The 25,122-nt window shown below is 40.0% G+C and carries 16 protein-coding genes; 4 read left to right on the top strand and 12 right to left on the bottom strand.

Annotated elements, in window-relative coordinates:
- Position 1 precedes the first annotated feature (1 nt).
- The 9 genes from AY601_RS00860 to AY601_RS00820 form a co-directional block, all read right to left on the bottom strand.
- Positions 2 to 1,207 carry a glycosyltransferase gene (locus AY601_RS00860; RefSeq protein WP_068395269.1) on the bottom strand — a complete coding sequence of 402 codons (1,206 nt, stop codon included), beginning with the start codon at positions 1,205 to 1,207 and terminating at the stop codon, positions 2 to 4.
- A gap of 20 nt (positions 1,208 to 1,227) precedes the next feature.
- Positions 1,228 to 1,989, bottom strand: coding sequence for an alpha/beta fold hydrolase (locus AY601_RS00855; RefSeq protein ID WP_068395267.1), 762 nt, complete (start codon positions 1,987 to 1,989; stop codon positions 1,228 to 1,230).
- Positions 1,971 to 2,225 carry a phosphopantetheine-binding protein gene (locus AY601_RS00850; RefSeq protein ID WP_232324672.1) on the bottom strand — a complete coding sequence of 85 codons (255 nt, stop codon included), beginning with the start codon at positions 2,223 to 2,225 and terminating at the stop codon, positions 1,971 to 1,973. The genes AY601_RS00855 and AY601_RS00850 overlap by 19 nt, the downstream gene beginning before the upstream one ends.
- 41 nt (positions 2,226 to 2,266) lie before the next feature.
- Positions 2,267 to 6,577 (bottom strand): type I polyketide synthase, encoded by a 4,311-nt coding sequence (locus AY601_RS00845; RefSeq protein ID WP_068395264.1) that lies wholly within the window; start codon positions 6,575 to 6,577, stop codon positions 2,267 to 2,269.
- A gap of 25 nt (positions 6,578 to 6,602) precedes the next feature.
- Positions 6,603 to 13,640, bottom strand: coding sequence for a type I polyketide synthase (locus tag AY601_RS00840; protein ID WP_068395262.1), 7,038 nt, complete (start codon positions 13,638 to 13,640; stop codon positions 6,603 to 6,605).
- A 625-nt stretch (positions 13,641 to 14,265) separates the two neighbouring features.
- A complete protein-coding gene (locus tag AY601_RS00835) occupies positions 14,266 to 14,457 on the bottom strand; it encodes a hypothetical protein (RefSeq protein ID WP_068395261.1) in 192 nt (63 codons plus the stop codon).
- Between the two features lie 99 nt (positions 14,458 to 14,556).
- A complete protein-coding gene (locus AY601_RS00830) occupies positions 14,557 to 15,036 on the bottom strand; it encodes a peroxiredoxin family protein (RefSeq protein WP_068395259.1) in 480 nt (159 codons plus the stop codon).
- Positions 15,037 to 15,182: 146 nt separating this feature from the next.
- Positions 15,183 to 16,541, bottom strand: coding sequence for a sulfatase-like hydrolase/transferase (locus AY601_RS00825; protein ID WP_068395257.1), 1,359 nt, complete (start codon positions 16,539 to 16,541; stop codon positions 15,183 to 15,185).
- Positions 16,526 to 17,896, bottom strand: a complete 1,371-nt coding sequence (locus AY601_RS00820; RefSeq protein ID WP_068395255.1) for a hypothetical protein — start codon at positions 17,894 to 17,896, stop codon at positions 16,526 to 16,528. Before AY601_RS00820 ends, AY601_RS00825 begins: the two co-directional genes overlap by 16 nt.
- A gap of 664 nt (positions 17,897 to 18,560) precedes the next feature.
- Between AY601_RS00820 and AY601_RS00815 the strand changes: the two genes are divergently transcribed.
- The 3 genes from AY601_RS00815 to AY601_RS00805 all read left to right on the top strand — a co-directional run bounded on the left by AY601_RS00815 (position 18,561) and on the right by AY601_RS00805 (position 22,082).
- Complete coding sequence (locus AY601_RS00815) at positions 18,561 to 19,001, top strand: hypothetical protein (protein WP_157287631.1); 441 nt, start codon at positions 18,561 to 18,563, stop codon at positions 18,999 to 19,001.
- Positions 19,002 to 19,200: 199 nt separating this feature from the next.
- Complete coding sequence (locus AY601_RS00810; protein WP_068395250.1) at positions 19,201 to 21,432, top strand: multicopper oxidase domain-containing protein; 2,232 nt, start codon at positions 19,201 to 19,203, stop codon at positions 21,430 to 21,432.
- A 140-nt stretch (positions 21,433 to 21,572) separates the two neighbouring features.
- Positions 21,573 to 22,082: a GNAT family N-acetyltransferase gene (locus tag AY601_RS00805; protein WP_068395248.1), complete on the top strand. Its 510-nt coding sequence runs from the start codon at positions 21,573 to 21,575 to the stop codon at positions 22,080 to 22,082.
- A 59-nt stretch (positions 22,083 to 22,141) separates the two neighbouring features.
- Here the strand turns inward: AY601_RS00805 and AY601_RS00800 are convergent, their stop codons facing one another.
- Positions 22,142 to 22,966 (bottom strand): energy transducer TonB, encoded by an 825-nt coding sequence (locus tag AY601_RS00800; RefSeq protein WP_068395246.1) that lies wholly within the window; start codon positions 22,964 to 22,966, stop codon positions 22,142 to 22,144.
- Between the two features lie 227 nt (positions 22,967 to 23,193).
- Here AY601_RS00800 and AY601_RS00795 point away from each other — a divergent pair, with 227 nt between their 5' ends.
- Positions 23,194 to 23,916, top strand: coding sequence for a DUF2625 domain-containing protein (locus tag AY601_RS00795; protein WP_232324671.1), 723 nt, complete (start codon positions 23,194 to 23,196; stop codon positions 23,914 to 23,916).
- Between the two features lie 23 nt (positions 23,917 to 23,939).
- Here the strand turns inward: AY601_RS00795 and AY601_RS00790 are convergent, their stop codons facing one another.
- On the bottom strand, positions 23,940 to 24,317 hold the full coding sequence (locus AY601_RS00790; protein ID WP_084359003.1) for a DUF2255 family protein: 378 nt from the start codon (positions 24,315 to 24,317) through the stop codon (positions 23,940 to 23,942).
- An 83-nt stretch (positions 24,318 to 24,400) separates the two neighbouring features.
- Positions 24,401 to 25,039: a class I SAM-dependent methyltransferase gene (locus tag AY601_RS00785; RefSeq protein ID WP_068406979.1), complete on the bottom strand. Its 639-nt coding sequence runs from the start codon at positions 25,037 to 25,039 to the stop codon at positions 24,401 to 24,403.
- Positions 25,040 to 25,122: the final 83 nt, after the last annotated feature.

Raw genomic sequence — 25,122 nt, 5'->3', positions numbered from 1 at the left:
TTTAATTATTTAATAAAAACAAAGGTTCGTTGACACTAAACTGCTCCAGTAAAGTAGCGGCAGCTTCGGTACCGCCAGCAGCTATAAATGAGGCTTTAATTTCTTCTGCTGAGGTTTTGAATGCAGCATCCTGCAATATTTGCTGAACAGCTTCCTGAAGGTGCCTGGCTTTGAAACGGTTAAAATTCAAACGTAAACCGGCACCAACACGCACTACTCTTCCAGCCACGTGTGATTGGTCGTAGGCAATTGGAATAACGACCATCGGTAAACCATTCATCAGGGTTTCACAGACCGTATTGTGCCCTCCATGACAAACTACAGCATCCAGATGCGGCAGTAATTCCAATTGCGGAACCATGCGCTGCACGATAAAGTTGGCTGGCCAGACGTCAAAAAGTGAGGGATCAGAAACAACGACTACAGTCAGGTCTTCGTCTTCAAAAGCTTCAATGACCTTCGCAAAAAAGTTCTTTTTATGCACATGGTCAAAGGTTGTTCCGATACTGACTAATATTTTAGGCCTGTTATTTTTCTGTAATAAGTCCCAGTTAAAGTATGTGTGGACTGGCTTACGGTTAATCACCGGCCCAACAAAACGATAGGAAGCTGGTAATTCCAATTCTCCAAAAAAATCTTTAGACGTTAAAACCATCGTCAGGATGCCTGAACAAGCTATAGAAGTTGATTTATCAATACCCAGTTCTTTTTGCAACGCGACGATCTGGTTCACTTGCCATTCATGAACTTTAGGGAGTTCGTCCATAATCTTAATGGCGGCAGGTGCAGTAACCGAGGTTGCATAAGGAATTTTATGGTTCACTGCTGCAATAGCACCAGCAAACATCTGGTGATCGGTAATCACCAGATCAGGTTTATATTTTTCCAGCCAGCTCACTATACCTTCATAGCTATGCCGGTTTAACGGAATTAATACTTCTTCGTATAAAAACTTGATACTATCAATTCCATAAACAATCTTTTTAGTGATCATATCAAGATACTTTTCACTATCCTGTTTATCCTGATCGCTTTCGTCATACTGAATCCATAATAATTCCCCTCCTTCAGGTAATTTTAAAGCCAGGTCAGGGTCTAGTGTAATCCAGCCCACCTGATGTCCGCGTTGCAGTAAAACAGCCCCCATACTTAAAGTGGGATTGATATGACCCGTGAGCGGGGGAACAATAAATACAAATTTTGCCATAGCGCGCGTATAAGATTGAATTAGTTTATAAAAAACCCGGCTACAATATTTGCGACCATTTCTGGTTTCTGAATCGGGATATTATGATCACCATCGAGTGGGATCAGGTCGGATTTGCTGATCAGTTTATTCAGTTGTTTTCCTGCCTGTAAGCAATCAGAAGCTGATCCATAGAGTAAAAGCGTATCTTTTTCCAGCGTATTCATTTCTGGTGTACAGAAAAATCCGCTTTCCAGAATCATATCTTCTTTGATACTGGTTTGATAGAATAGATATTCATACATCCTGTGGTTGCGCTCCATCTGTCTTTTACCCATTTTCACCTTGGTGGTATCTGTAAAATTCGCTACATAGTGCTCCAGGAATTCTCTGCTGTAGTCATCAATAATGCCGCGGGTTTTTTCATCATTCGGATTTGGCGCTTCAATGACCACAAGTTTGCCTAATTTTTCAGGGAAACGCATCGCCATTTTTAAAGCAATGAGGCCTCCAAAACTATACCCTGCCAGATGTACTTTTTTCAGTTTCAATACATCCATCAGCGCACAGAGATCATCAGTCATGCTGTTCAGGTCATAACCTTCCAGCACACGCTCACTCATTCCATGGCTTTTCAGATCGTACATGACCACATGGAAATGTTCGGCCAGTACCGGGGCGATATTAAAATAATAAACAGAAAGATTGCTGAACATGCCATGAATTAAAAGAACAGTCTCAGCTGCTCCTTTATTCAATTCCTGGATGTGCACTTCTCTTTGATTTACTTGGATGACTGGCATTCGTGTATATAATTAATGATCATTTCCAGGTTCAGGTTAATGAGTTGATCCAGATCCATTGCAGATAACCATCCTGTAAAGTCGATCTGTTCACCAAAGTGTGTTTTTATCTTTTCAGAGAAGGATACAATTTCTATACTGTCCATTTCAAGGTCCTTGGTAAAAGAACTTTGAGGGGTAATGTCCATTTCTTCCACAAATTCTTCCCCAATAACTTCTGTGATGAATTGTTTCATCAAGTCAAAGATTTCGTTGTTATTTAATTGCCGATTCGTTGCTATTGCGTCCATCCGATTATATAGTTATGGTGTTTAATGGTTTTTATAATTGTGTCTTTGATGCGTAATTCTTCCCCTATGATCTCTTCTACCCCATAGGCTTTTGGATTGCCTTGCAGGCCTTTACCCAGGTACTTGCCATAAGCTTCTTTGGCAGTCCAGAAACGGGTTGCCCATTCTGCTTTGTCCCTGCCTTGCAGTAAAGCCATTTCTGTGCTGGTGAATGCGAGGTCAAAAAATCCTGCACTGCGTTCTTCAATACTTTCGATATCAATCCCTACAGGTCTGTTCAGGCGGGCAATCCCCACGGCATCAGTTCCTTTATGTGCTAAAGAAACATGAATACCAGCAGTTTGACCACCGTGAGGATAAGGTTTTTGCAGCTCGTCCGATTTAATTTCAAAGGTGATCGGATAGCAGGCATGCTGTTTTTCTTTGTTAAGCAAATCCCTGACGGCATCTTTTACGGCCACCCGGCTAATCATCCAGGTCTTTCTTTTGTTAGGCAACAGTGCGTTATGATACTTTTTCTCGTCCTGATTGAAATAGCGTTTCAGAATAAAATCCCAGGAAACGACTCTTGAATAGGCATTATGAAACATAAAAATGCCAGGGGCAATTTCTTTAGATAAACGGTTGTGCAGCGGTGACATAGAAACACTCCATAGCGCGTCATCTATTTCCAGTCTCCTGTTTTGCCAGCCCGAAATTATTGCCCAAACCTGGTGATCACGTTTAATGATAAAATTACCTGTCGCAAATTCTTCATTCATATCGGTCAGCACACAGGTACATTCAAATTCACCTTGCTGGTCATGCATATTTCCGAAAAACTCAATCTCCTGTATTTTCACAGGAAAAGCAATCCGGTCTTTAGTGAGGATCAGTTGCAGCCACAAACCAAAAAGCTGACCTGCATTATCCAGCAGTGACCCTTTTCCGGCACCACTTTCTATGGTCCCGGTAATCCCTTTTTCACCCACTGCTTTTAAGTGTTTGATGCCCTGATAACCCGGTCCATGAAACATATGATTTTCATAGATCTGTTCTGCGGTGCGCTGGATGTCCAGGATTTTACCAATGTCAAAAGATTGTTGCGCAGGTGGTATACCCAGCTTTTCAGCCAGCAAAACTTCAGCATTTGCAAAACGCTCCAAGTTGAGGTATACCTTTTGCTGATCTTTCCATTCACCAGTAATCGTTTCGCGGAAAGGCTTGACCACATTCATCCATTGAAAAACTTTGATGTTCAATATTTTATGAACCTGTTCTCCCCGAGACTGTTCTTCTGCAATTTCTCCAAACAACTCAAAAATCATCGTCATCGGAATAACCGGATCCATGTCATCTACACAATGCCAGTCCTTAGGCTGTCTGAGTAAAGCGTGGTCTTTCAGATAAGGACAGTTTTCGAGCGTAATATCCAATTGTTTGGAAAAAGGCATTCTGTTTAATGGTGTTGCTAATACCTGAGGTGCCAGTGGCGTTGACACTTCAGGCGTAGCGAATTCCGGCTTGGTTAACCGGTTAGTATAGTTTGCAGGCTGCAAGACTCTGTCTTTAAACAATTGTTGTATTTCGGCCTGGATATTTGCCATTTCCAGTATATTTTCATTGAAAGCTTCCATCACCGGATCAGCTACATCTTCCAATAGACCTTTGGCATATACCGCGGGATTTGGTTGTGCATGAACTGATGGTGACCCTGCTGCTAGCTCTTTCAGGCTATTCAGTCCGGTAATGGTGGGTAAACCCAATTCTAATTTGATCCCCTTCCCTTTTGAAGCAGGGCTGGATTTAATTTGTCCGAGAAAGTCCAGTCCGGTTTCTTTACCTTCGACAAACAAGGCAGCGATTACGCGTTGCAGTTGAGTGATTCCAGATCTGACAGGTACGTTGGAAGAAATGGTACTGAAGTTTTTTCCTTTTAGTGTATCATCGATAAAACCGACTAATCCACCCGATCCGATCTGTATAAATACTCTTGCCCCCTGTTCATAGAGTTTTGCTGTCAATTCACGGAAACGCACTGGTTTAATCAGATGTTCCGCGCTCAATTGACGGATGGCTTCAAAGCCTTCGGGATAAAGTTCCAGCGTAGTAGCCGACCACAATGGCGTAGTAGTTTTGCGGAATTGCATGTCTTTCATTCCTTCCAGGATTACTTCCAGTTTATCTGCGATAAACGGAGAGTGGAAACCAGACTGGAAAGGTAAAATCTGATGAAAAATCTGCCTTGCTTTCAATAGAGGGGTCAGCTCTTCTAAAGCATTTTTACTTCCACATAAAATAACCTGCTGCGGACAATTGTCATTAGAAAGATAGACGTCATTGATATTGGCGATGATGGGTAAGAGCAGTTCTATTCCGCATCCCACAGCGATAAATCTTGAATCTTTTAACTCAAAAGTTTCTGGATCCAGGACTTTAAGCAATTGTGAAACAGAACTTTCTTCGGCCAGTTCTGATGATCTTGCTGCCAGCCACTCGCCTAAACTGTGCCCGGCATTCATATCAGGTTGTACGCCTAATTGTTTCAGGGCAATGTCTAATACACTGCTTTTATTCAGTGTTTTTAAGGCATCACTTAGTAAACCTTCCGCTTTAGCATGCTGCGCTTCAGCAATATTGAAATAATCAGTTACGCTCGATACTTCACCACCTGCCAGACCATCCAGACCAGGAAATACAAAGGCTATTTTGCCACCATTGCTAATTAAAGGTTCGTTGGTATACCAGATATCCTGTTTATTACGCCAGGGATTATTTTTTGCGGCAATCTTAATTGCTTTTTTAATTCTTTCGGGAGTCGGATCGAATAGTGCTATCCGGTAATTTCCATTGCCAGCACTATAATCGTTGTTTTCCAAAGCATGGATCAACTCTTCGTGTGTGGGACGTGCCAGTAATAAGACTTTGTCTTTTTTAGGCGCGTTAAATCCTTCCAGAACCACGTGGGCGTTAATCCCTCCAAAACCGAAGGCATTGACCCCGGCTATTTTAGGCAACCCGGATTTCTCCCAGCTTAATGGTTCCTGAACTGCTGAAAACTGGGTTTTTGCGAGCTGTGTTAAAGGATTTTCACAGTGCAATGTTGGCGGCAGGATATCGTGGTATAAAGCTAAACAGGTTTTGATCAGCCCGGCAATCCCTGCTGCTGGCATGGCATGGCCGATATTAGATTTCACCGTTCCAATTCCTGCTTTGGGTAATTCAGCATCATGGCCGAAAAACTGTGTCAGGGTTTCCAGTTCAGTTTTATCCCCTAAAGGTGTACCTGTTCCGTGGGCTTCAATATAACCAATGTCTTTAGCAGACAATCCTGAATTTTCCCAGGCTTGTGTAATCGCCCTGAGCTGACCTTTTACTGAAGGGCTCATTACGCTGGTACCGCTTCCGTCACTGCTTACCCCTGCACCTTTAAGCACTGCATAGATCCTGTCTTTATCCTGGATAGCATCTTCTAATCGCTTTAAGACGACAAAGCCGCAGCCTTCACCAATTATTAAACCATCAGCACCAGCATCAAAAGGTTTGATCTTTTCTTGTTTAGAGAGTGCACCTAAATTGGAGAATATACTCCAGAAAGCTGCATTCTGCCCAACATGTACCCCGCCAGCAATCACCATATTGCAGCGTCCGCTGTTCAATTCCTGAATCGCATGGTCTATAGCAATCAGGGAGCTTGCGCATGCTGCATCCAACGTAAATGCAACACCTCCCAGATTTAAACGGTTAGCAACGAGTGAGGCTACCAGATTTGGGATTAACCCCATCGCTGTATCCGGCCCAAAACGGCCCTTGCGTGCCTGGAATTCATGTTTTACTTTTTCTATTGCTGCGGTTTCCAGTTGTGGCAGTAAATCTTTCAGTACCGCAGCAATCTGTTCACCGGTTCTTACAATTTCAATAGCCCTTGTTGCGCCAGGGCCTGCATAATTTCCTTTGCCAATGATAATCCCTGTTTTTGCTAAGGAAGTGTTTTTTTCAAATACACCTGCATCTTCCAGGGAACTGTAAACCAAATCCAGTGTCAGTAAATGATCAGGTTCCGTACCATTCACGGCTACAGGAAGAATACCGAAGCGCTGTGGATCAAAGTTGTAGTCAGGTATAAATCCACCCCTATTACAATAAAAACGGTCTACTCCAGTTGAATCTTTATCGAAGTGCACCGGATCAATACGATCCGGTGGCACAACTTGAGTAGAATCAACCTTATTAATAATATTTTTCCAGAAAGTATCCAGATCTCCCGCTCCGGGAAAAATGCAGGACATTCCAATTACAGCTACATCCGTTTTCTTCATTGAGTATTTCGTTTAAACAGCTTAGCTACCAGTTATTTCCAGCCATAATCAGTACCTGGCTTTCTTTTCCATATTTAAGTTCATTTAAGAACGTTTCCATACCGTCTTGCAATGGAATCAGGGCTATGCCTCTTCTTTCATATTCTTTTTCCAGTGTTGGAGAAACCATACCGGCTCCTTTCCAGGGGCCCCAGTTGATAGCCAGTACTTTTCCATTAATTTTCTGCTTCAATGCCCAGGCGTATTTATCCATTACACTATTTGCAGCAGCGTAATCTGTTTGCCCGCGGTTTCCGTAAACAGAAGCTATGCTTGAAAAGAGAATGACAAATTGAGTTTCAGCTTTTAGTTTTTCTGCAAGTACTCTTAAAGGAGTGACTTTGGTATCAAATACGCGTTCAAAAGATGCTGATGTTTTACTGTGGAACAGTTTATCCTCTAATAGTCCTGCACCATGTACCACGCCATCAATACGGCCATATTCTTTGTATACACTGTCAACGAAGCGGTTCAGGCCTTCTTCATCACGCAGATCCATGGATTCATAAACTACTTTAGAGCCTCCGCTTTCGAGCATGGCAATGCTGTGCAGGATTTGATTATTTTTATAAATCCGGGCCGTTTCCTGCTCTATTTCAGCTGGTTTTTTAAGTTCACCCTGCTGCACCAGGAAGCTCCTGATTTCATCTTTTGTTTTTAAGGATGCAGCTACGCCCTGAACAGCTGATTTTGGATCTGCCGAACGGCCAACCAGGATATAGTTACAAGGGAAGTCTTTGGCAAAGTGAATCATCAGCTCTGCTGTAATTCCCTGAGCGCCCCCCAAAACCAGTACAACTGCGTCTTTATCCAACTGGATATGAGATTCTTCAAGCCCGGTAACCAATTCTGCAGGAATCAATTCCATGATCTGTCTTTTTTGGTCATGGTAAATAATCTCTGATGGTTTATCAGGGTTTAAGATTTCATTCAGGGTAATGTTGGCAATAGCTTCACCAGACATTTTCGTTTCCAGGCTCACAATTCTGCATTTGGTATTTTCATACTCTCTGTCCAGGCTTTTGAAGAAGCCCGAATAGCCTTGGTAAAGTCTCAGCATTTCTACATCGGCACTGTCATTCAGATGACTTCTGATATCAGAAATCATATAAACCCATTTTACCTTTTCAAAATTCAGTTGTTTGATCATTGCAAAATGATCTATGATACTTGATTTCTTTGCTGTGGTAAACATATTCAGGATAATCAATCCCTGGTAGCTTTCCAAATCATCACCAGCCGATATCACATCTACCAAAGCACCGCTTTTCTTAAACAGATTTTTGATCTTGATAGCCTGTCCGTTACCGTCATCAGTGATGGCAAAACGCTGTCCTTTAAGGATAGCCGCTTCAATATCAGATACTGCTGCCGGAGTGAGTTCAAAACGTAATCTGGATAGTTTTTCCAGACTCGAATTATCTACCAGGGTTTCTTCTATGATTTTTTTTGCTTCTGTGAGTATCTCGTTGGTTTCTGAGTCAATGTCCGAGATCCAGTTCACCAGTCCGTTCAGCGTTTTAATGGCTGCCAGTTTCTCCATGATATCATCATCCTGCTCCTGCCCCTGGCTAAAGCCAATTTTCAGTTTCAGTTCACCGATGATCTCCATTCTTTTGATGGAATCAATACTTAAATCGGCTTCCAGATCAAGATCCATTCCCAGCATTTCTTCAGGATAGCCTGTTTTTTCGCTCACTACAGACAGGATTGCTGCTCTGAGCTCTTCTGCTGAAAACTTAGGTTGATTACCATTAACGGTAACTTCTATATTGATGGTTGCAGAGACGTTGGTACTGGCTGGTGCTGCGTTTTCTGTGATCCAGTTGACCAACCCTTTTAAGGTTTTAATACTGGCAAGTTGCTCCATCACTGTATCTTCACTCTGCGTACTGCTAAAGCTTCCTAATTCGGTGCGCAAGGCACCTATAATTTCCAGGCGTTTAATAGAGTCAATACTCAGATCGGCTTCCAGATCCATTTCCATGCCCAGCATTTCTTGCGGATAGCCTGTTTTATCACTTACAATCTTTAATAAAGCAAGTTTAACATCCTTTTGTTCTGCCTGCTGAACCGCTGCTGCTGGTTGTTGTATAACTGCTTGCGGCGCTGCTGCCTGGTAAGCGGCTGCCTGCGGTACTGGTTGCGCGAAAACAGGCTGCGGTAAAGCTACGGGATTAGCTAATCCTTGGTTAAAAGGAACATTTTGTCCTAAAAAGGTAAGCATGACATCCCGCTGTGCCTGAATTAATAATTTCATACTGTTCAGATATTCCTGCATCATCAAATCACTGGTAGAGTGAGCGTTTTGTGAGGATTCTGATCTTAATTCTCTGTTTTTCATTTGGATAGGTTGTATGATAGGTAACGCCCCGTTAGCTGGCAATTTCCCGTTAGAAGGAATTGCATGCTGGCCGTTAACGAACCAGACTGTAGGGCTTTTTTTATACAATGCTGGTTCATTGAGATTTAATAATCTTGCGCCGCGGCCTTCAAATAATTTTTCGATGTGGACGGTACGTCCGGTAGAGAGATAACTGGCCAGCATTCCTAAAAGATGGGTCAGCTTATTCAACCCGTTGTCTTCAGCATGCATCAGAATTTCGTCTTTACCCAGGCAGGCTTTGGTGAGACCGGACAATACTTTACCCGGGCCGACTTCGATGAAGATTCTGGCTCCTGCAGCGTACATTTCTTGCACCTGATCTACAAATTTCACTGGTTTGATCAGATGATCTGTCAGTCTTTCTTTAATTTGTACTGCTTGTGCAGGGTACTCTCTTGCAGTAGTATTCGACCATACGGGTAAATTCAGCTCATTGAACTGAACATCCGCTAATACTTGCTGATAAAGTTCTTTTGATTTAACAACCAGCGGGCTGTGGAATGCACAGGCAACTTCTAATGCTCTGAAAGATATTTTGGCTGCTTTAAGGGTTTCCATCAGCTGCTGAATTGCAGGTGTGGTTCCTGCAAGCACACATTGCAGTGGTGAATTGTAATTAACAGCATAAATATCAGTTAAGCCAGAAATGATTTTCTGCAGCTCTTCTTGTTTGGCATTTACCGCAATCATTGCTCCGGTATCTTCGCCTTCAACAGCATCCAGAATAGCTTTTGCTCTTGCTGAACTGAGTTCTACCAATTGATCTTCAGCAAATGCACCAGCAAAACATAGCGCTGGCAATTCTCCATAACTGTGTCCGGCAACCATGTCTGGTACAATCCCCAGTTCTCTCAGGAAGTTAGCAATAGCCAGGTTGACAATTCCCAGTAGTGGTTGCGCCATGCGGGTGTCTTTAATGGCTTCTTTTTGTGCTTTGAGCAAGTTGGCATCAAATACTGCATCTGGAAACAGTACTTTTTCATATTCAGGTAAGTCTTTTAATAATCCCCGCATGGCCGGGAAGATGACAAAAAGGTCTCTTGCCATATTAATACGCTGACTGCCCTGTCCGGGAAACATAAAAGCTACTTTACCAGCTTTGTTTTTAGTGGCATAAGTATCTTTACTTTCAATACCAGATAGCGTAAGTTCTACCTTCATATTCAGGTCTTCCTGCCGGTCAGCGACAATACATAATTGTATTGGTTTTTGATCGGCCATAGCCAGACTGTAAGCGATATCTTTTAAGTCAACCTGTGCATTGCTGTCTAATAATGTTTTAACTGCTGTTAGCTTGGTTTTCGCTTCTTCATAAGTATCGCCTCTGAAAACAAAAAGCTCTGAAGGCCACGTTTTCAAGGTCGGCACCATTGTATTTACGGGGGTTTTATTCTCAATTACGGCATGAAAATTAGTTCCGCCAAAGCCAAATGCACTCACTCCTGCATAACGTTTTTCTTCAGACCACAATCCTGCTTCAGTATGAAAAGCAAATGGACTGGTTTTCACATTATAATAGCTATTTGGATTTTTCAGATTGATTGTTGGTGGTTTAATGCCATGATAAACTGACAGGGATGCTTTAATCAGACCAGCAAGGCCAGCAGCACATTTAGTATGCCCGATCTGAGTTTTTACAGAGCCCAGGTGCACTTGTCCGGCTATTGCGCCAGATTGAATAAATTTATCCGTCAACGCACTTAATTCTGTGCGGTCACCTACTACAGTTCCTGTTCCATGCGCTTCAACCAGTCCAACTACTGAAGGCGTAATCCCAGCCTGATCATAAGCACGTTCCAGCGCTTGTACCTGCCCGTTTTTACGCGGTGCAGTCAAGCCTAAACTTTTACCGTCACTTGAACCGCCAACACCTTTAATGACTGAATAAATACGGTCTCCGTCTCTCAAAGCATCTTCATGTCTTTTTAAGACGACCATAGCTATACCTTCACCCAAGGCAATCCCATCTGCTTCAGCATCAAAAGTTGCGCACCTGCCTTTACGTGAAAGTGCATGTGTGCTTGAAAACATCAGGTAATCATTGATCCCATTGTGTAAATCGGCTCCACCTGCCAGTACCATATCAGATTTACCTAAAAATAGTTCCTGACAAGCTAAATCAACTGCTGCAAGAGAGGATGCACAGGCTGCGTCTACGGTAAAGTTACGTCCGCCGAGGTTTAGCCTGTTGGCTACTCTTCCTGAAATTACGTTAGCCAGAATACCCGGGAAAGAGTCTTCTGTCATTTTAGGCAGCGCCTGATCGATTTCGGCTGGCATCTCTCCGAATACTTGTTTATAGAAACATCTGAATCCATAGCTGTTTGCCAGATCGTTACCACCTTCGGCACCAATAATTACAGATACATTTTCCTGATCATAACCGCCATCCAGATAGCCTGCATTTTCCATAGCTTGTTTAGCCACCATCAGCGTTAGCAGCTGGGTAGGTTCTATGGCCGCCAGTGATTGTGGCGGAATACCAAATTCAACTGGGTCAAAGTCTATTTGAGGAATAAAGCCACCCCATTTAGAGTGTGACATATCACCTGCTGTAGATTCCGGATCATAATATAATTCTTTGTTCCAGCGTTCATCAGGAACCTCGGTCACACTGTCTTTTCCTAAAATAATATTGCTCCAGTATTCTTCCAGATTTTTTGCTCCCGGGAAAATACAAGCCATTCCTACGATAGCAACATCCAGAGATTTTCCGGTTTTTTCTGGTGGAACAGAAAGTGCAGCATTCAGTACATGCTGATAGTTACCTTCGGCTACATCCTGGTGCAGCTCAAGCAATGAAACTACTTTATTTTGCAACGCGGCAATCTGGCCAATCATATACATCCCCAGGGTAAGCTGTTCGGCTTCGTTGATCGTAACCAGTTTATCTCCTCTGCGCTCTATTCCTTTGGCTGCAATTCTTAAACGCCCTACATTCAGCGTTTCCAGTTTTGCCCATATCTCTTTTTTATCTATCCCTGATTGCTGAAGTTTGACCTTCTCTTCACTGAAGAAATCAGAGAATGGAGATTTAAGGCATCTTGTTTCATGGCCAGGAGCTGTTTCCAATAATATGGTGTCACTCGCTTGTACAGCCTGCTGCTGAAATTTCTCCTGAATAGCTCCGGTACTTACGGCTTCTTTGGTGTATAAATAAGCAGTTCCCATCAATACACCGACTTTTACGCCTTTTGCGGCAAGTGGGGCAGCCATAATCGAGATAAATGCAGTAGAGAAAGCATCATGGATACCTCCGGCAAAAAATACACTGATTTGCTCCGGGTTGTCCTCTTTCAGTAAACGTTCAATTTGTTTTTCCCACAGGACCATACTGGATAGCGGGCCAACGTGGCCTCCGCATTCGCGGCCTTCAAAAACAAATCTCCGGGCTCCTTCTTTTAAGAACATGTCGAGCAGAGATGCTGAAGGCACATGCAGAAATGTTTTGATGCCTGCTTTCTCCAATGGTTTTGCTTGTGATGGACGGCCTCCTGCGATTAAAACTACTGGTGGTTTTTCTTCTAGTATATATTGCATTTGCTCGTCACGCAGTTCTTGCGGCGCAAAACCCAGAATACCTACTCCCCAGGTCTTTGTACCTGCGAGTCTTTTAGTTTCCTTAATCAGGTTTTTTGCGGTTTCTCCTTTGAGTAAGGATAAAGCGATGAAGGATAAAGCGCCAGCACCAGATACAGCATCTGCAAATTGTGCAACATCGCTTACCCTGGTCATCGGGCCTTGTGCAATCGGATAGGTTAGGTTAAGTTCTTTAGCTAGTGGGTTCTCAGGACTGATTACATTGATTGATTTTGCCTGATTTAAATGTCCGTAAATGGCTTCTTTGATACCAAATACGAGCTTACTTAGTTTTTTATAGCTGCTAAAGAGATCTGCAGACAGTGTAATATCCTGCCCTAAAGGAAGATAACTCTTATCCAGATCGAAGTCAGTAAAATAAGCAATAAGTTCTTTCGGGGTAATATCCTGTTCAATTACAGGTGAGTTTGGGCGGGATAACACACGGTAATTGCCAAATAACCTGGTCTCGGTACCGCTTAATTTAGCACAGCTATCTTTGATTGCTTTCGGTGCACTGCATTCTGGAAATAAAACCAGCTGACTATCCAATATAATCCCAGCGGCTCCCTGAGCGATTAAAGCAGCAGCAGTATGTACGCCTACACCACCTTGTACCCAGACAGGAATATCTTTTATTTCTTGTATAATTCGTTGAAAAAGCACAAAGGATGATTCGTGTCCAACCTTTCCCGCGCCTTCATTTCCTTTCACAATAATCCCATCAGCAGCAGCGGCTTTAGCTTCCCTGGCCGACTCCAGATCATAGACCTGGCGAACCAGTTTAATTCCTGGTTTGTGCTGAAATCCGACACCATCAGGAACAATGATCAGGCTTACTTGTGCAGGAAGAACAATAGTTGTCAAATCAGAAGACGGAATACAGACTCCAAAGTCTGTCACACCTTTTTGTACTAATTTATTCAATGCCTGGATTGCTTCAGGGAGCTGATAGCCAAGATTAAGTACAGGAAATATTCCTGCTTGATCTAAAGCAATTGCAAGTTCGGTATCTGGCTTCTCAAATGGAGTTATTCCGATTATCTTAAGATTTTCCATATTATTAGGTAGATAAAATATTAAACTTTATAGATATTATTCTGTCAAAAACTTCTATTACAAAATGATTCAGTATGTCAAAGAATCCACCCCGCTTAACATCCAAATAGTTGTAATTAAGCTAATAAATTAGCTAAATCGAAAAAACTATAATCAAGTTGAGCCTTAATTCTTTCAATAGAACAAATTTACGACTCTGGTTATAGGTTTCTGCCTCAGAAAGAGGAATGAACAAAAAGAATAAAACAGGTATAATTTATTCACAATATAATAACATGAAAGAAATAAAAACCAGAAAGCTGGTAAAACAAAATGAAATGAAATGAAGCGAATAGCCAGTAATTAATTGGCCCCGGGAGATTTTCCTTGCAGTTTTAAGTTAGACCATCAACCTTTACAAAGGCTTATTTTAAAACATAAAACGCTAATAATGAGATTATTTAAAACAAAAATAGCTTCCATAGGATTATGGAAGCTATTTTTTTATATTCAATACAACTTAAACGACAGGTGATATATTCAGGGGCTGAATAAAGAAAACTGGATTTTAAGATAACTTTGTCTTTTATTTTTAGTTAATTTCAACGTTTACAAAATAATGAACAAGCTTTCGGAGCATAAGTTCTTAGACTGAGGGTTCCCACCTGACTACGTCTCCCCACATGTCGTAAATATCTCCTTTTGAGATTCGTATATATTCAGCTTTTGCATTGTAGATCCCTTCTTGCCAGGTTTCATATTCTTCATCAATGACAGTTTGAAATAGCACTTGCTGGCCGTGTTGTGGCAGCGTGGTTTTGTCAAGTTTAACTTCCATGCTGTAAACATATAAATTGGTAATGACATTCCCTATTTTATAAAAAATGCCTTTCTGATTTTTTGATCAGAAAGGCATTTTTTATAGTGTTCTATTTTACTAAGGATTAATCAGCTTAAAAAACTTAGGGACATCATTTTGATTACTCGAAGTAAAAGCCAGACTTTTATCTGCGTTGTATAAATAAATAGCAGGGTATTGTTTGGGATGAAAGGCCATAATAAATACATGGTCACGATCCTGAACTACCTTTACATTTTTTTGCTGTAAAAATGGCTTTCCAAAATTAGTCATGAAGTAATCGATAGATCTGTACTCATCTTGTGAAATCATGTAGACATTTACGTTTTTCAATTCCTTTGTCCTTTTACTCATTTGCGCAACCACCTTCTGACAGTGTTCACAGGTTGCATCAAAAAAGATAATCAGTGACTTTTTACCATTGGGAATATTGTAAGTAGAAAAGGGGGTATTATCTCTGTTGTAAAAGATAGCGTTAGGTATTTTTGAACCGATGTCCTGCGCTGAAGCAGAAAGAGAGAAAAAGATAACAGTAAGACAAGTTATTAATAATTTCATAGATGATTTAATTTTATACTCGCCACAAATATCGGTTTCCCGCTCTTGCTTTATGTCAGCTCATTTACAGTTTTTAGAAACATAACCGTTATAAATGATCTCGCAAAGGATACAATTCCAAAACAAAGTGCTCTGTTATTCATTTATTAATGAAGATGAAACGGGATTTGCTGCATATACTTAATTTTGTTCAATTCTTTTTTATCCATATCAGGATAATAGATTGCACCAAATGTTTGTTTTCTTCTGGGGTCGTTATCAGGCACAATCATCCTTGCGCCATGATCTCCCGAAATAACAATCGTTTTATTTCTCCAGTCCGGAATTCCATTTAACATTTCCAGCACTACTTTATTACCATAGTTGAGATAGGCTGTATATTGACTAGCTACCTTTGCGTGTGAAGAAGAGTTAACATCTAAAACAGGATCTTTATTAAGCTGCCCATTTGCATCTCTGTAAAATGGTTCATGCGGTATCAATAAATGTACCCAGATAAAAGCTGGTTTAGCTCTTTTTTCACGGACCTTTAACTTAAAGGCACTAATTATTTTCTGATTATACTGATCAGCAGGCATATCTTTTTTAATGATTTTATTTAGTAAGATAGAAAAAACAGACCCATCTATAAGCTGATCTGTATAGTTATCTGTAAAAAACCTCAGTAAATAAAATTTAGGATGCCCGCCAATGTTAAAAAAATCAAGGTTAACAAATTCATATCCTTTTTGCTGCAAGGATTTTATCCATAAGTTTTGATTTAATCCATTCGTAGCATAACTGTAATTTGGCCTGGGAATACTATCATCTAGATTAAAAAGACTATTAATTGAATGAACAGTTGCATCGCTGCGTGAGCGAAGCGTATCAAAAACAAAAAAACCTTTTGTTTCCAGAGAATCCACCAGATAACTATGAAACTTGAACTGAGTTTTCAAACTAGCAGGGTCAGCATATTCATCAAGTAGTATCCATATCAGATCTTTATTATTCTTAATTTCAACAGAGGGTAGTTTTCTGTTAGTCAAAGCAGTAGCATGTTTTTTTTCTTGCTGATCAAGTTTTATCCCGGAAAGCAAAGTCAAACCTATGAGGATAAAAATAAAAACATTCATAACTGGATACAATTTCCTCAGTTTCCGGGAGCCCGTTTTCTTACTGATCAGACCTATTATTAAACAAAGTATAATGATCAGCATGATGACATACGCTAAATGAAAAAAAGATGGATCAATAAATTTGCTCAAAAGATCTAAAAACCGATCTATAAACAATAAGATTATCCAGGAGAATATGAGCCACAATGACCCATATTCATAAAGTCCCAGTTTTTTCTGGATAAAAAGAATGGTATAATTAATCAGACCATACGCTGCAAAAAAACAGATAAAAGTTAATGGCTCAAATGATGGAAAATACAGCGTGCTTCTATAAAGGAGAAAAAACAAACCAAAACTATAAATAAACACTGCTTTGCTGAGCCAGTCTTCTATAATTTTTCCCATAAAAACAACTTTCTTAATGAGTTTTCAAATGGATGGCATGCTGCCAATTTAAAGTATTGTTCAAATGAACTGATAAATTCTTTTTCTGTGTAATGTTCAAAAATATCCCCTTTATGCTGCAATAACAGTTTGGATTTAGGGTCTTCTTTTGGAACAAATTCAACAATCGCATACTGTGTTGTCATTTCAGAGAAAAGCCTGGCAACGAAAGGAATTGGCAAATTTCTGCTCAGACAGAGATGATGGATTAAAGCAAGTGCCATCACCATATCTCCTCTTAGCCGCTTTAAAAGTGGTGACTTTTCATCGTTATGCCAACCCAGGCCTGGTGAAGGGTCTGCAAGATCTGCCAAAATTGAAGTGATATTGTTGTCTTTTGTCTGAACATTGCTTTTATAAATTTCATCGACACAATAAACATCGCTTTCTACTGCGTAAACCGTCTTCGAAAACGGCGCAGCTAAACGAGAAAACTTACCTGTATTTGCGCCCAAATCAATAGTCACACCGGGCCTTATTTCTGAAAGCCACCTGGTAATAATATCTATTTTAGCTGTGATATATTTTTCGCTTTCAATGTCATTTTCATAATAGTGGTCCCATATACTATTTTTAAGTAAAGGCTCTTTTTTAGCAAGAACATTTTTGGCAATTGTATCAAAAAGAACCACTAGTTTCTCTTTATTCAGCCCCTGACTTGCCTTTCCGCTTTTACTTTTTTTATCATTGCTAAAGCGGGAATGTAAATGAATATGGATTAAACAGAAGGTATCAAAACGAGTCTTGAAGGGTAAATGACTACTCACAAAAGGAAGAGGCAGCCCGGTAATACTTCCCCTGTATAATTTTGACCACAATGGATCTTTGTAATACATGAGCAGAAATGGAGACAGTGATTCTTCACAAAACTGCCGGTAGGCTATCCAGGGGTCTCCGTCTTTATAAAAGCTGAAAGACAGTGTATCAATCAATACACATTTGTCATTGTGAAAAGTGAAGTTATAGGGGGAAGCATCTTTCAGGATCATTCCATGTGCGAGGGAGAGCTGATTAATCCTGGTATATGCTAATAGCATTTGCTGCCATTGTGCATAAGACCACTCAAAGGGATAGGATATAAAAGCCAATTGCCGGGGAAATATCTTCTTATAATAACCTGGGAATTTATCATCCATTAAAACCTCAGTATGCGGTATCATTAACTCCTGATCTATCAAAGCCTGATAGAGTCCTGATCCGGTGAGGTGATCAAATTCCTTGGCGTAGTCAGGAGCAATATATCTATAATATCCATCCTCTAATTCAACGACAAAACCAGCAGGATCTTTATAGGAAATTGCTTGCAGTAAACTCATTATTCTTTATTTCCTTTCCTGGATTTAATGCTTCTGATAAAGTATAAAACAAATAATTTTAATTTGCTTCCAAAAACAGATAGTGTAAGAATAGCTGATAAAATAGCTTGGAAGAACAGGCTGCCTGTCCCTGGGTCAATGTAAAGTAAGTGACTGATCATAAGGTTATTATTTATTGAATATCGTGTGAGACTTTATTTTTTCTGAAAGGTTTAATGTGTATAAAAAAAATTATTAAGCCTCATTTCAAAGTCGAAAACTACCTATTAATTGACGCAATCAGATTGTTCAATTTATTCATTCCGAAGGGAAAAAAAGATTATTAATCTGGTGCATTTTAAAATCGTTTTTGCTTCTTAAAAATTTGAAGGTCAATTTTTCCTGACGTCCATTTGGGATGTTACCACTCTCCAAAAAAACCAGTATTTAAGGCACAGATGCATCAGCAAATAAAATGTTTCTTTGACAAATTGGTGACAAATCCACAGCTAAATGATCCAAAGCTTGAATCATTTTTCTATTGGTACAGATCTGTTTTTTTCGTGCACGATAAGGTTATAGCGCTGTATATAAAAAATGAAGTCAGCTGCTGAGTTTAATTTTGAATATTTTTATCCAAATTATGTAAATCCATCAAAACAGGTATGCGCTATATTTGTGCTCTATGAAAATCCAGTGTTCCATTATGCTTAAAGCAACCTTCCTGATTATCGTATTCTTTTTGAATACTGTGGTAGGTTTTGCTTGTGCTATTGGGGCAGACATGGGATTTAACGGAATGCATCATCCTGAAAAACCCGGCGTTCATCAGCATGCTGCCGGACAAAAGGAACATCTTCATGCCGCTGCTAACCAAATCGCAGCGCACCAAAAAGACAATTGCTGCAAAGATGAAGTTTCAAAGTTGACAACTGCTGATAAAGAGGCCCAGTCTATTCCTGCTTATAGTTTTCAACATTCAATTTCAGCCATTTTCCCTGCACCAGTTTATTTTCAGGATAGTTTAAGTTTTATTCCTGCAAATATTCCCAATATTTATTTTGAAAGGCATAGCCGTGTCCCTGTTCCGGATGTACGCATTGCCATACAAAGTTTTCAGATTTGATTTAAGGGTGTATTTTTTCACAGGCTTGCCCTGCTATCCTGATAATTCTCCTTTAAAATCGATAGTATTCGGGATGGAATTATGCCTCTGGCTACTTATACCTTAATTCTTAAAATGCTAAGCTATCTCTGGCGGCTCAGGCATTAGTTATCAATTGGATGGAGCAAACGAAAGACAGTATCTCCTTAATAAATCAGCAATGAAATCATTAATTATATCTATACTATTCACAGGTTTCTTTGGGTTTGCTTTTGCACAGGCTCAGGAGAAAAGCCACCGTTCAAAGGTAATTCGTTATGATCTTTATGTCAATGACACGACCGTTAACTATTCCGGGAAACCAAAAATGGCTATGGCTGTCAATGGAAGTATCCCCGGCCCCGCCCTTGTATTTACAGAAGGTGATACTGCAGAAATATACGTCCATAACCTGATGGATATGGAAACCTCTATTCACTGGCATGGTGTATTCCTGCCCAACAATATGGATGGTGTCCCTTTTTTAACTCAAATGCCAATTAAAGCGCATACTACATTCTTGTATAAATTCCCCGTGATTCAGAATGGCACTTACTGGTATCATAGCCACACGATGCTGCAAGAACAAAGCGGGATGTACGGAGCATTAATCTTCAACAAAAGAAATGAACCTGCGATTCCTGCGATTCCGGTTGTATTGAGTGACTGGACCGATATGAAACCTGAAGAAGCAGACCGCTCGCTTCATAATGCCAACGACTGGTTTGCTATACGCAAAGGAACTACACAAGGTTATGCAGAGGCGATACAAAAGGGCTATTTTAAAACCAAAGTTGCGAATGAATGGAAGCGGATGAACGCAATGGATGTAAGTGATGTGTACTATGAAAAATTTCTGACGAATGGGAAACATAGCAATGAGCAACCTCAGTTTAAAGCCGGAGAGAAAGTTAAACTCCGTATTGTCGGTGGTAGTTCTTCTACTTATTTCTGGTTAACTTATGCAGGAGGTAAAATTACTGTTGTGGCTAATGATGGTAATGATGTTGAGCCTGTTGAAGTTGACCGGCTGATTATTGCTCCTTCTGAGACCTATGATGTAATTGTCTCTGTTACTGAAGATAAAAGTTACGAATTCTTATCTACTGCCGAAGATCGTACTGGTTTTACTTCTATCTGGCTGGGCAGTGGAACTAAAGTACCTGCTAAACCTTTAGGAAAGTTAAAATACTTTGAAGGGATGAAAATGATGAACGGCATGATGAAGATGAATGGTGATATGGAGCCGATGGGTATGGAAATGAGCAATCAGCAAATGGACATGAATGCGGTTATGTATCCGGAAATAACGGGAGATAATTACGGAAAGAAAAAACCAGTCACTGCTGCACTTAAAACGGATATGTCCGAAATGAAAGGAATGGATATGGGCGAAAAGGCTGATCTGGTTACGCTCAATTATGGGATGTTAAAAGCTACTGAAAAAACTACATTAAGAAAGGGGCCTGAGAAATTATTACGTTTTGAGCTGACTGGAAACATGAACCGTTATGTCTGGACTATTGATAATAAAACAGTTTCTGAGTCTGATAAGATCCTGATTAAAAAAGGGGAAAATGTAAAGATCATTTTATACAATAATTCAATGATGCGCCATCCAATGCATTTGCATGGTCATGATTTTCGCGTCTTGAATGGACAAGGTGAATATGCGCCTTTAAAGAACGTTCTTGATATTATGCCGATGGAAACCGATACGATCGAGTTTGCAGCGACAGAAAGCGGAGACTGGTTTTTCCATTGCCATATATTATACCATATGATGAGCGGTATGGGCAGAATTTTCAGCTATGAGGATTCACCACCTAATCTGCTGCTCCCAGATCCTGAAGCCGCTATTCAGAAACTGTATGCTGATGACAGGAAAATGCACCTGATGACCAATATAGGTTTAGAAAGTAATGGTAGTGATGGTACAGCACGGTTAGCAAATACCCGTTATAGTATTGCTACGGAATGGAGATTGGGGTTCAAGGCAAGTCATGGATTTGAGAGTGAAACCTATTTCGGGCGGTATATAGGTAAAATGCAATGGTTCATGCCTTTCATTGGTTTTGATTATCATTACAACAGCAGAGAGAATAATAGGGAGAAGAATATGCTTGGGCAGTTGACTAATCAGACTAACAGAAAGGCATTTGTAATAGGTATGCAATACACTTTACCTATGCTGGTCACTGCGGAAGCCAGGTTAGATAGCAAAGGAAAATTGCGTTTTCAGTTGAAACGTGAAGATATTCCAATCACCAACAGGCTAAGGTTAAATCTTTCCGGAAACACAGACAGAGAATATATGGCTGGTTTCAGGTACGCGATGACTAAATATTTCTCCTTTTCTACACACTATGATAGTGATATGGGTTATGGTGGCGGAATAACAATAACTTATTAATAAATAAACTTCTGCCTTTTTACCAGATAAAGCAAAAAATCTGTTAAAAATTTCAGTTTCACAGATAACATTTCTAATTTCACCAGTCTAAAGCAATAAAAAGATTTAAATAGGCCAATATTAATCATGTATTCAAGTGAATGGAAGAAATAAACTACAGAAATGCCACATTATCTGACCTGGAAACAATTGTAGCCATTTATAATTCAACAATTCCTTCAAGAATGGTAACGGCTGACACCGAGCCTGTAACCGTAGAGAGTAAAATAAAATGGTTTGAACAACATACTGCAGATAAACATCCACTTTGGATAATTGAAAACAAAAACAAAGAGATTGTTGGCTGGATAAGCTTACAAGCTTTTTACGGCAGACCTGCGTATAACGGTACTGCAGAAATAAGTATTTACCTGGAGGAGAATCAACGTGGTAAAGGGATGGGTAAAAGAACATTGGCTGATTCATTGAGTCGTTGCACTGCGCTGGGAATAACGACTGTTTTAGGATTTATCTTTGCACATAATGAACCTAGTTTAAGATTATTCAGACATTTTGGTTTTGAAGACTGGGGTACATTACCTCATGTAGCTGTACTAGATGGCGAAGAGAAAAGTCTTAAAATATTAGGAAAAAGAACTTCAGCTGAATAAAAAGTAATTTCAAGAGCAAACAGGGCGTACCGGTTTATTGATGCGTCCTGTTTGTTATTTTATTGCGCAAGAGAGAAACTGATCGGAATATTATACCTTACCCGAACCTTTATTCCATTCTGAATACCAGGAGTCCATACCGGACTAGCTTTTAATACCCGAATAGCTTCTTCATCAGTGCCATAACCCAATTTCCTTTCTACCTTGATATCCGTCAATCTACCGTTTGTTTCTACAATGAAAGATACAAAAACCTTACCCTGTACATTAGCTTCCTGAGCTGCTTCAGGAAATCTAATTGCCTTGGACAAGTAGGTGTAAAATTGAGCTATTCCTCCAGGAAAAGCGGGCTGAACCTCCAGGTTTACAAAGTCGTAAACCTTTGGATCTTCCTCAACCGCGGCTTGTTTTGCCAGTCCATCACCGGTTGGCCCTGTCACTACAACTTGTCCATCCGGATCACCAACGATGTTTTTCTGCCCTGGATTTGCATTCACAAGATCCTTAATCTGCACTGGATCTGTTTCAACCTCTCTGTCCACAACTATTGGCGGCGGGAATTTAACACTGGGCTCTTTAGCACGGGGCGGTACAACTGCAGCAGGTGGCGGAGTTTCATGTTTAACTACTGGAGGAGTAGCCTGAACGGTTACCTCCCTTGTTATCTCCTGATGCTCATCCAATGTATTACTGCCTTTAATCAGGCTAATAATTTTAGGAGATAAAAACAGCAGGATGAAAAGTGTTCCTGCAATAAAAAGTGCTTTAACTGTGTCAGAAGAACTTTGTCTGCGGAGCATATAAGCACCATAACTTTTGTTTTTCTGCTCAAATACTACATCAAGCCACTCACTGCCAAATAAATCGATTTTTGAACCTAACATTGCTTTAAAATTTAGAGGTTAGCACTATACTATAAAATACTTCTTGCTCATTTATAATATGGATGCTGCTCCATATGTCTTTCCATAAGCTTAATCAATATTTCTTTTTCAGCTATAAAAATATTTTCAGACCACTGGTTATTAAAATCATTCTATCTTTGGAAAAGATAAGTTCCATTTCGATGAAAAGCGCAATTAAAAATCTCTTAATACTGGGTTTTACCCTAATGTCAGCAGTCACCTTTGCACAAAACAAAATGCAAAGTCTGAATGAGCTAATTAATCAAACAGATCCCGCCTGGCCATTAGTTCAGAAGTGGATTGATTCTGCAAAGAATAAAGTTCAGGTGCTTGAATTTGATTCAGTTGAAGCTAAAAATGTATTGTTCAACACCCAGGTTTCCACTTATTCCACTTTGGGTGCAGTCATTTACAATAGCGGTGGAATTATGGTTGATGATGGCTGGTTAAGAATTCTGGGATCAGGAAGCAAAAAATTGAACCGTTCTGTTTCAGAATGGAACAAAGGAAAGACCATCCAGGAATATGGGGATAAACCAACTTATCTTTTAGTAGCTGATGATGCTGCCGGCGGTTTTTTTGCGATAAACTACGGGGCATTTGGAGAGGACTTAAAGAATGTTTATTACCTGGCTCCTAACAGTTTAAAATGGGAACCGCTCGGTCTTGGTTATAGTGAATTTATCCGTTTCTGTTTTGACAGCGACTTGTCTGCCTTTTATAAAGGTTTAAGGTGGTCCACATGGAATCAATTCATTGCGAACCTGGATGGAAGTAAATCTTATAGTTTCCGCCCCTACTTATGGTCAGAAGAAGGTACAGATATAGAAAAATGCAAGCGGAAATTAGTCTCAACGGAAGAGCTTTTTAAGTTCAATATGGAGAAACAAAAGGAACTGAATACTAAAGGCACCACGGAACCGCAATAAAAACAAGACTGCTGTACGCTAATTTATAAAGGAAAGAACTCCATTGTGAAGTTATGATATTTCGCTTCAGTGATCTCATTTACATAGGGTTCATTTTCCTTTTGAATATACTTGTCCTTATAAGCCTGATCGATCAGTTTATTCATTTGCTCGTCTTTCAACTGCTGACCTTGAACTTCAATGCTATGCGCTCCTAGTTTTAGTTGCCCGACACCCTGCGAAACGAATTCAGTAAACCAGCTTTTATTATTCATTCCCCAGCTTCTGGCAAAAATCCGCTGACCAACAGAAACCATCCAGATCTCCAGAAATGTCGCTCTGTTTGTCCCTCCTTTGATTCCAACAAGCGTGTGAGCATTGATATAATTTAATATTTCTAATTCAGATATTTGATCGTTCATATTTGTCAAGTTAAGTGCGGTTATGCATTAGGATTTACCCTTCTAATTATAATTAAATAAATTAAAATTATATTTAATTTATATCAATAAAGTTTTCTGCCAACGAACCTGACTATGGCACTTTTTCCAATATGATATTCTCCTTCATTTAAAAATGCTTCCACTTCCTCCAGAATTAATGGCTCATAATTTTCAAAGTCAGCAGCTATTTCTGCTTTAGAGAATAGCATATCGATATCTTTTGGCCCGCCAACTTTAGGGTCGAGGTTATTCAGTTCTAAATGCTTTTTACTGAAAGCTTCCAGGATAATGATGCCTCCTGGTTTAAGATAGCTATCCATTTTTTTATGAAACAGAGACTTCTTTTCAGCTGCAAAGTGTGCATAGATGAGTCCGATGGCATCAAATGATTCTTTTTCGAATCCGAGTTGCTCCAAATCTCCAACGATATACTCCAAGGCGACATGCTTCTCTTCAGCAAGTTGTAAAGCCTTTGATTTTCCAGCTATACTCAGATCCAATGAAGTGACTTTCCAACCAAGCTGAGCAGCAAATACTCCATTACGCCCTTCGCCGTCGGCAGGCATTAATATAGCTCCGGGTTCAAATTTGTAAAGCCATTCTTTAAAAAACAAATTAGGACCTTTCCCGTAAGCATAATGTGCTTCCTGATAACGGTTATTCCATTTATTTTCAGCTTCTTCTTCTACAGACTTATTCATATACATTAATTTAAAACTTCCCGATAATAATTCTTACTACAAAAGTAACTTCTGGTTTCAACCAGAAGACAGGACAAAAAATT

This window comes from Pedobacter cryoconitis, from assembly GCF_001590605.1.
In the GTDB taxonomy this organism is placed as follows: Bacteria; Bacteroidota; Bacteroidia; order Sphingobacteriales; family Sphingobacteriaceae; genus Pedobacter; species Pedobacter cryoconitis_A.
This window is presented reverse-complemented; position numbering and strand designations above follow the sequence as displayed.

What these genes read in the sequence shown, in the direction of transcription:
- AY601_RS00850 (WP_232324672.1), bottom strand. Translation starts at nt 2,225, where the DNA reads ATGAAACAATTCATCACAGAAGTTATTGGGGAAGAATTTGTGGAAGAA.
- AY601_RS00800 (WP_068395246.1), bottom strand. Translation starts at nt 22,966, where the DNA reads ATGTTAGGTTCAAAAATCGATTTATTTGGCAGTGAGTGGCTTGATGTA.
- AY601_RS00845 (WP_068395264.1), bottom strand. Translation starts at nt 6,577, where the DNA reads ATGAAGAAAACGGATGTAGCTGTAATTGGAATGTCCTGCATTTTTCCC.
- AY601_RS00815 (WP_157287631.1), top strand. Translation starts at nt 18,561, where the DNA reads ATGAAAATCCAGTGTTCCATTATGCTTAAAGCAACCTTCCTGATTATC.
- AY601_RS00830 (WP_068395259.1), bottom strand. Translation starts at nt 15,036, where the DNA reads ATGAAATTATTAATAACTTGTCTTACTGTTATCTTTTTCTCTCTTTCT.
- AY601_RS00855 (WP_068395267.1), bottom strand. Translation starts at nt 1,989, where the DNA reads ATGCCAGTCATCCAAGTAAATCAAAGAGAAGTGCACATCCAGGAATTG.
- AY601_RS00810 (WP_068395250.1), top strand. Translation starts at nt 19,201, where the DNA reads ATGAAATCATTAATTATATCTATACTATTCACAGGTTTCTTTGGGTTT.
- AY601_RS00785 (WP_068406979.1), bottom strand. Translation starts at nt 25,039, where the DNA reads ATGAATAAGTCTGTAGAAGAAGAAGCTGAAAATAAATGGAATAACCGT.
- AY601_RS00820 (WP_068395255.1), bottom strand. Translation starts at nt 17,896, where the DNA reads ATGAGTTTACTGCAAGCAATTTCCTATAAAGATCCTGCTGGTTTTGTC.
- AY601_RS00860 (WP_068395269.1), bottom strand. Translation starts at nt 1,207, where the DNA reads ATGGCAAAATTTGTATTTATTGTTCCCCCGCTCACGGGTCATATCAAT.
- AY601_RS00790 (WP_084359003.1), bottom strand. Translation starts at nt 24,317, where the DNA reads ATGAACGATCAAATATCTGAATTAGAAATATTAAATTATATCAATGCT.
- AY601_RS00825 (WP_068395257.1), bottom strand. Translation starts at nt 16,541, where the DNA reads ATGGGAAAAATTATAGAAGACTGGCTCAGCAAAGCAGTGTTTATTTAT.
- AY601_RS00795 (WP_232324671.1), top strand. Translation starts at nt 23,194, where the DNA reads ATGTCAGCAGTCACCTTTGCACAAAACAAAATGCAAAGTCTGAATGAG.
- AY601_RS00805 (WP_068395248.1), top strand. Translation starts at nt 21,573, where the DNA reads ATGGAAGAAATAAACTACAGAAATGCCACATTATCTGACCTGGAAACA.
- AY601_RS00840 (WP_068395262.1), bottom strand. Translation starts at nt 13,640, where the DNA reads ATGGAAAATCTTAAGATAATCGGAATAACTCCATTTGAGAAGCCAGAT.
- AY601_RS00835 (WP_068395261.1), bottom strand. Translation starts at nt 14,457, where the DNA reads ATGGAAGTTAAACTTGACAAAACCACGCTGCCACAACACGGCCAGCAA.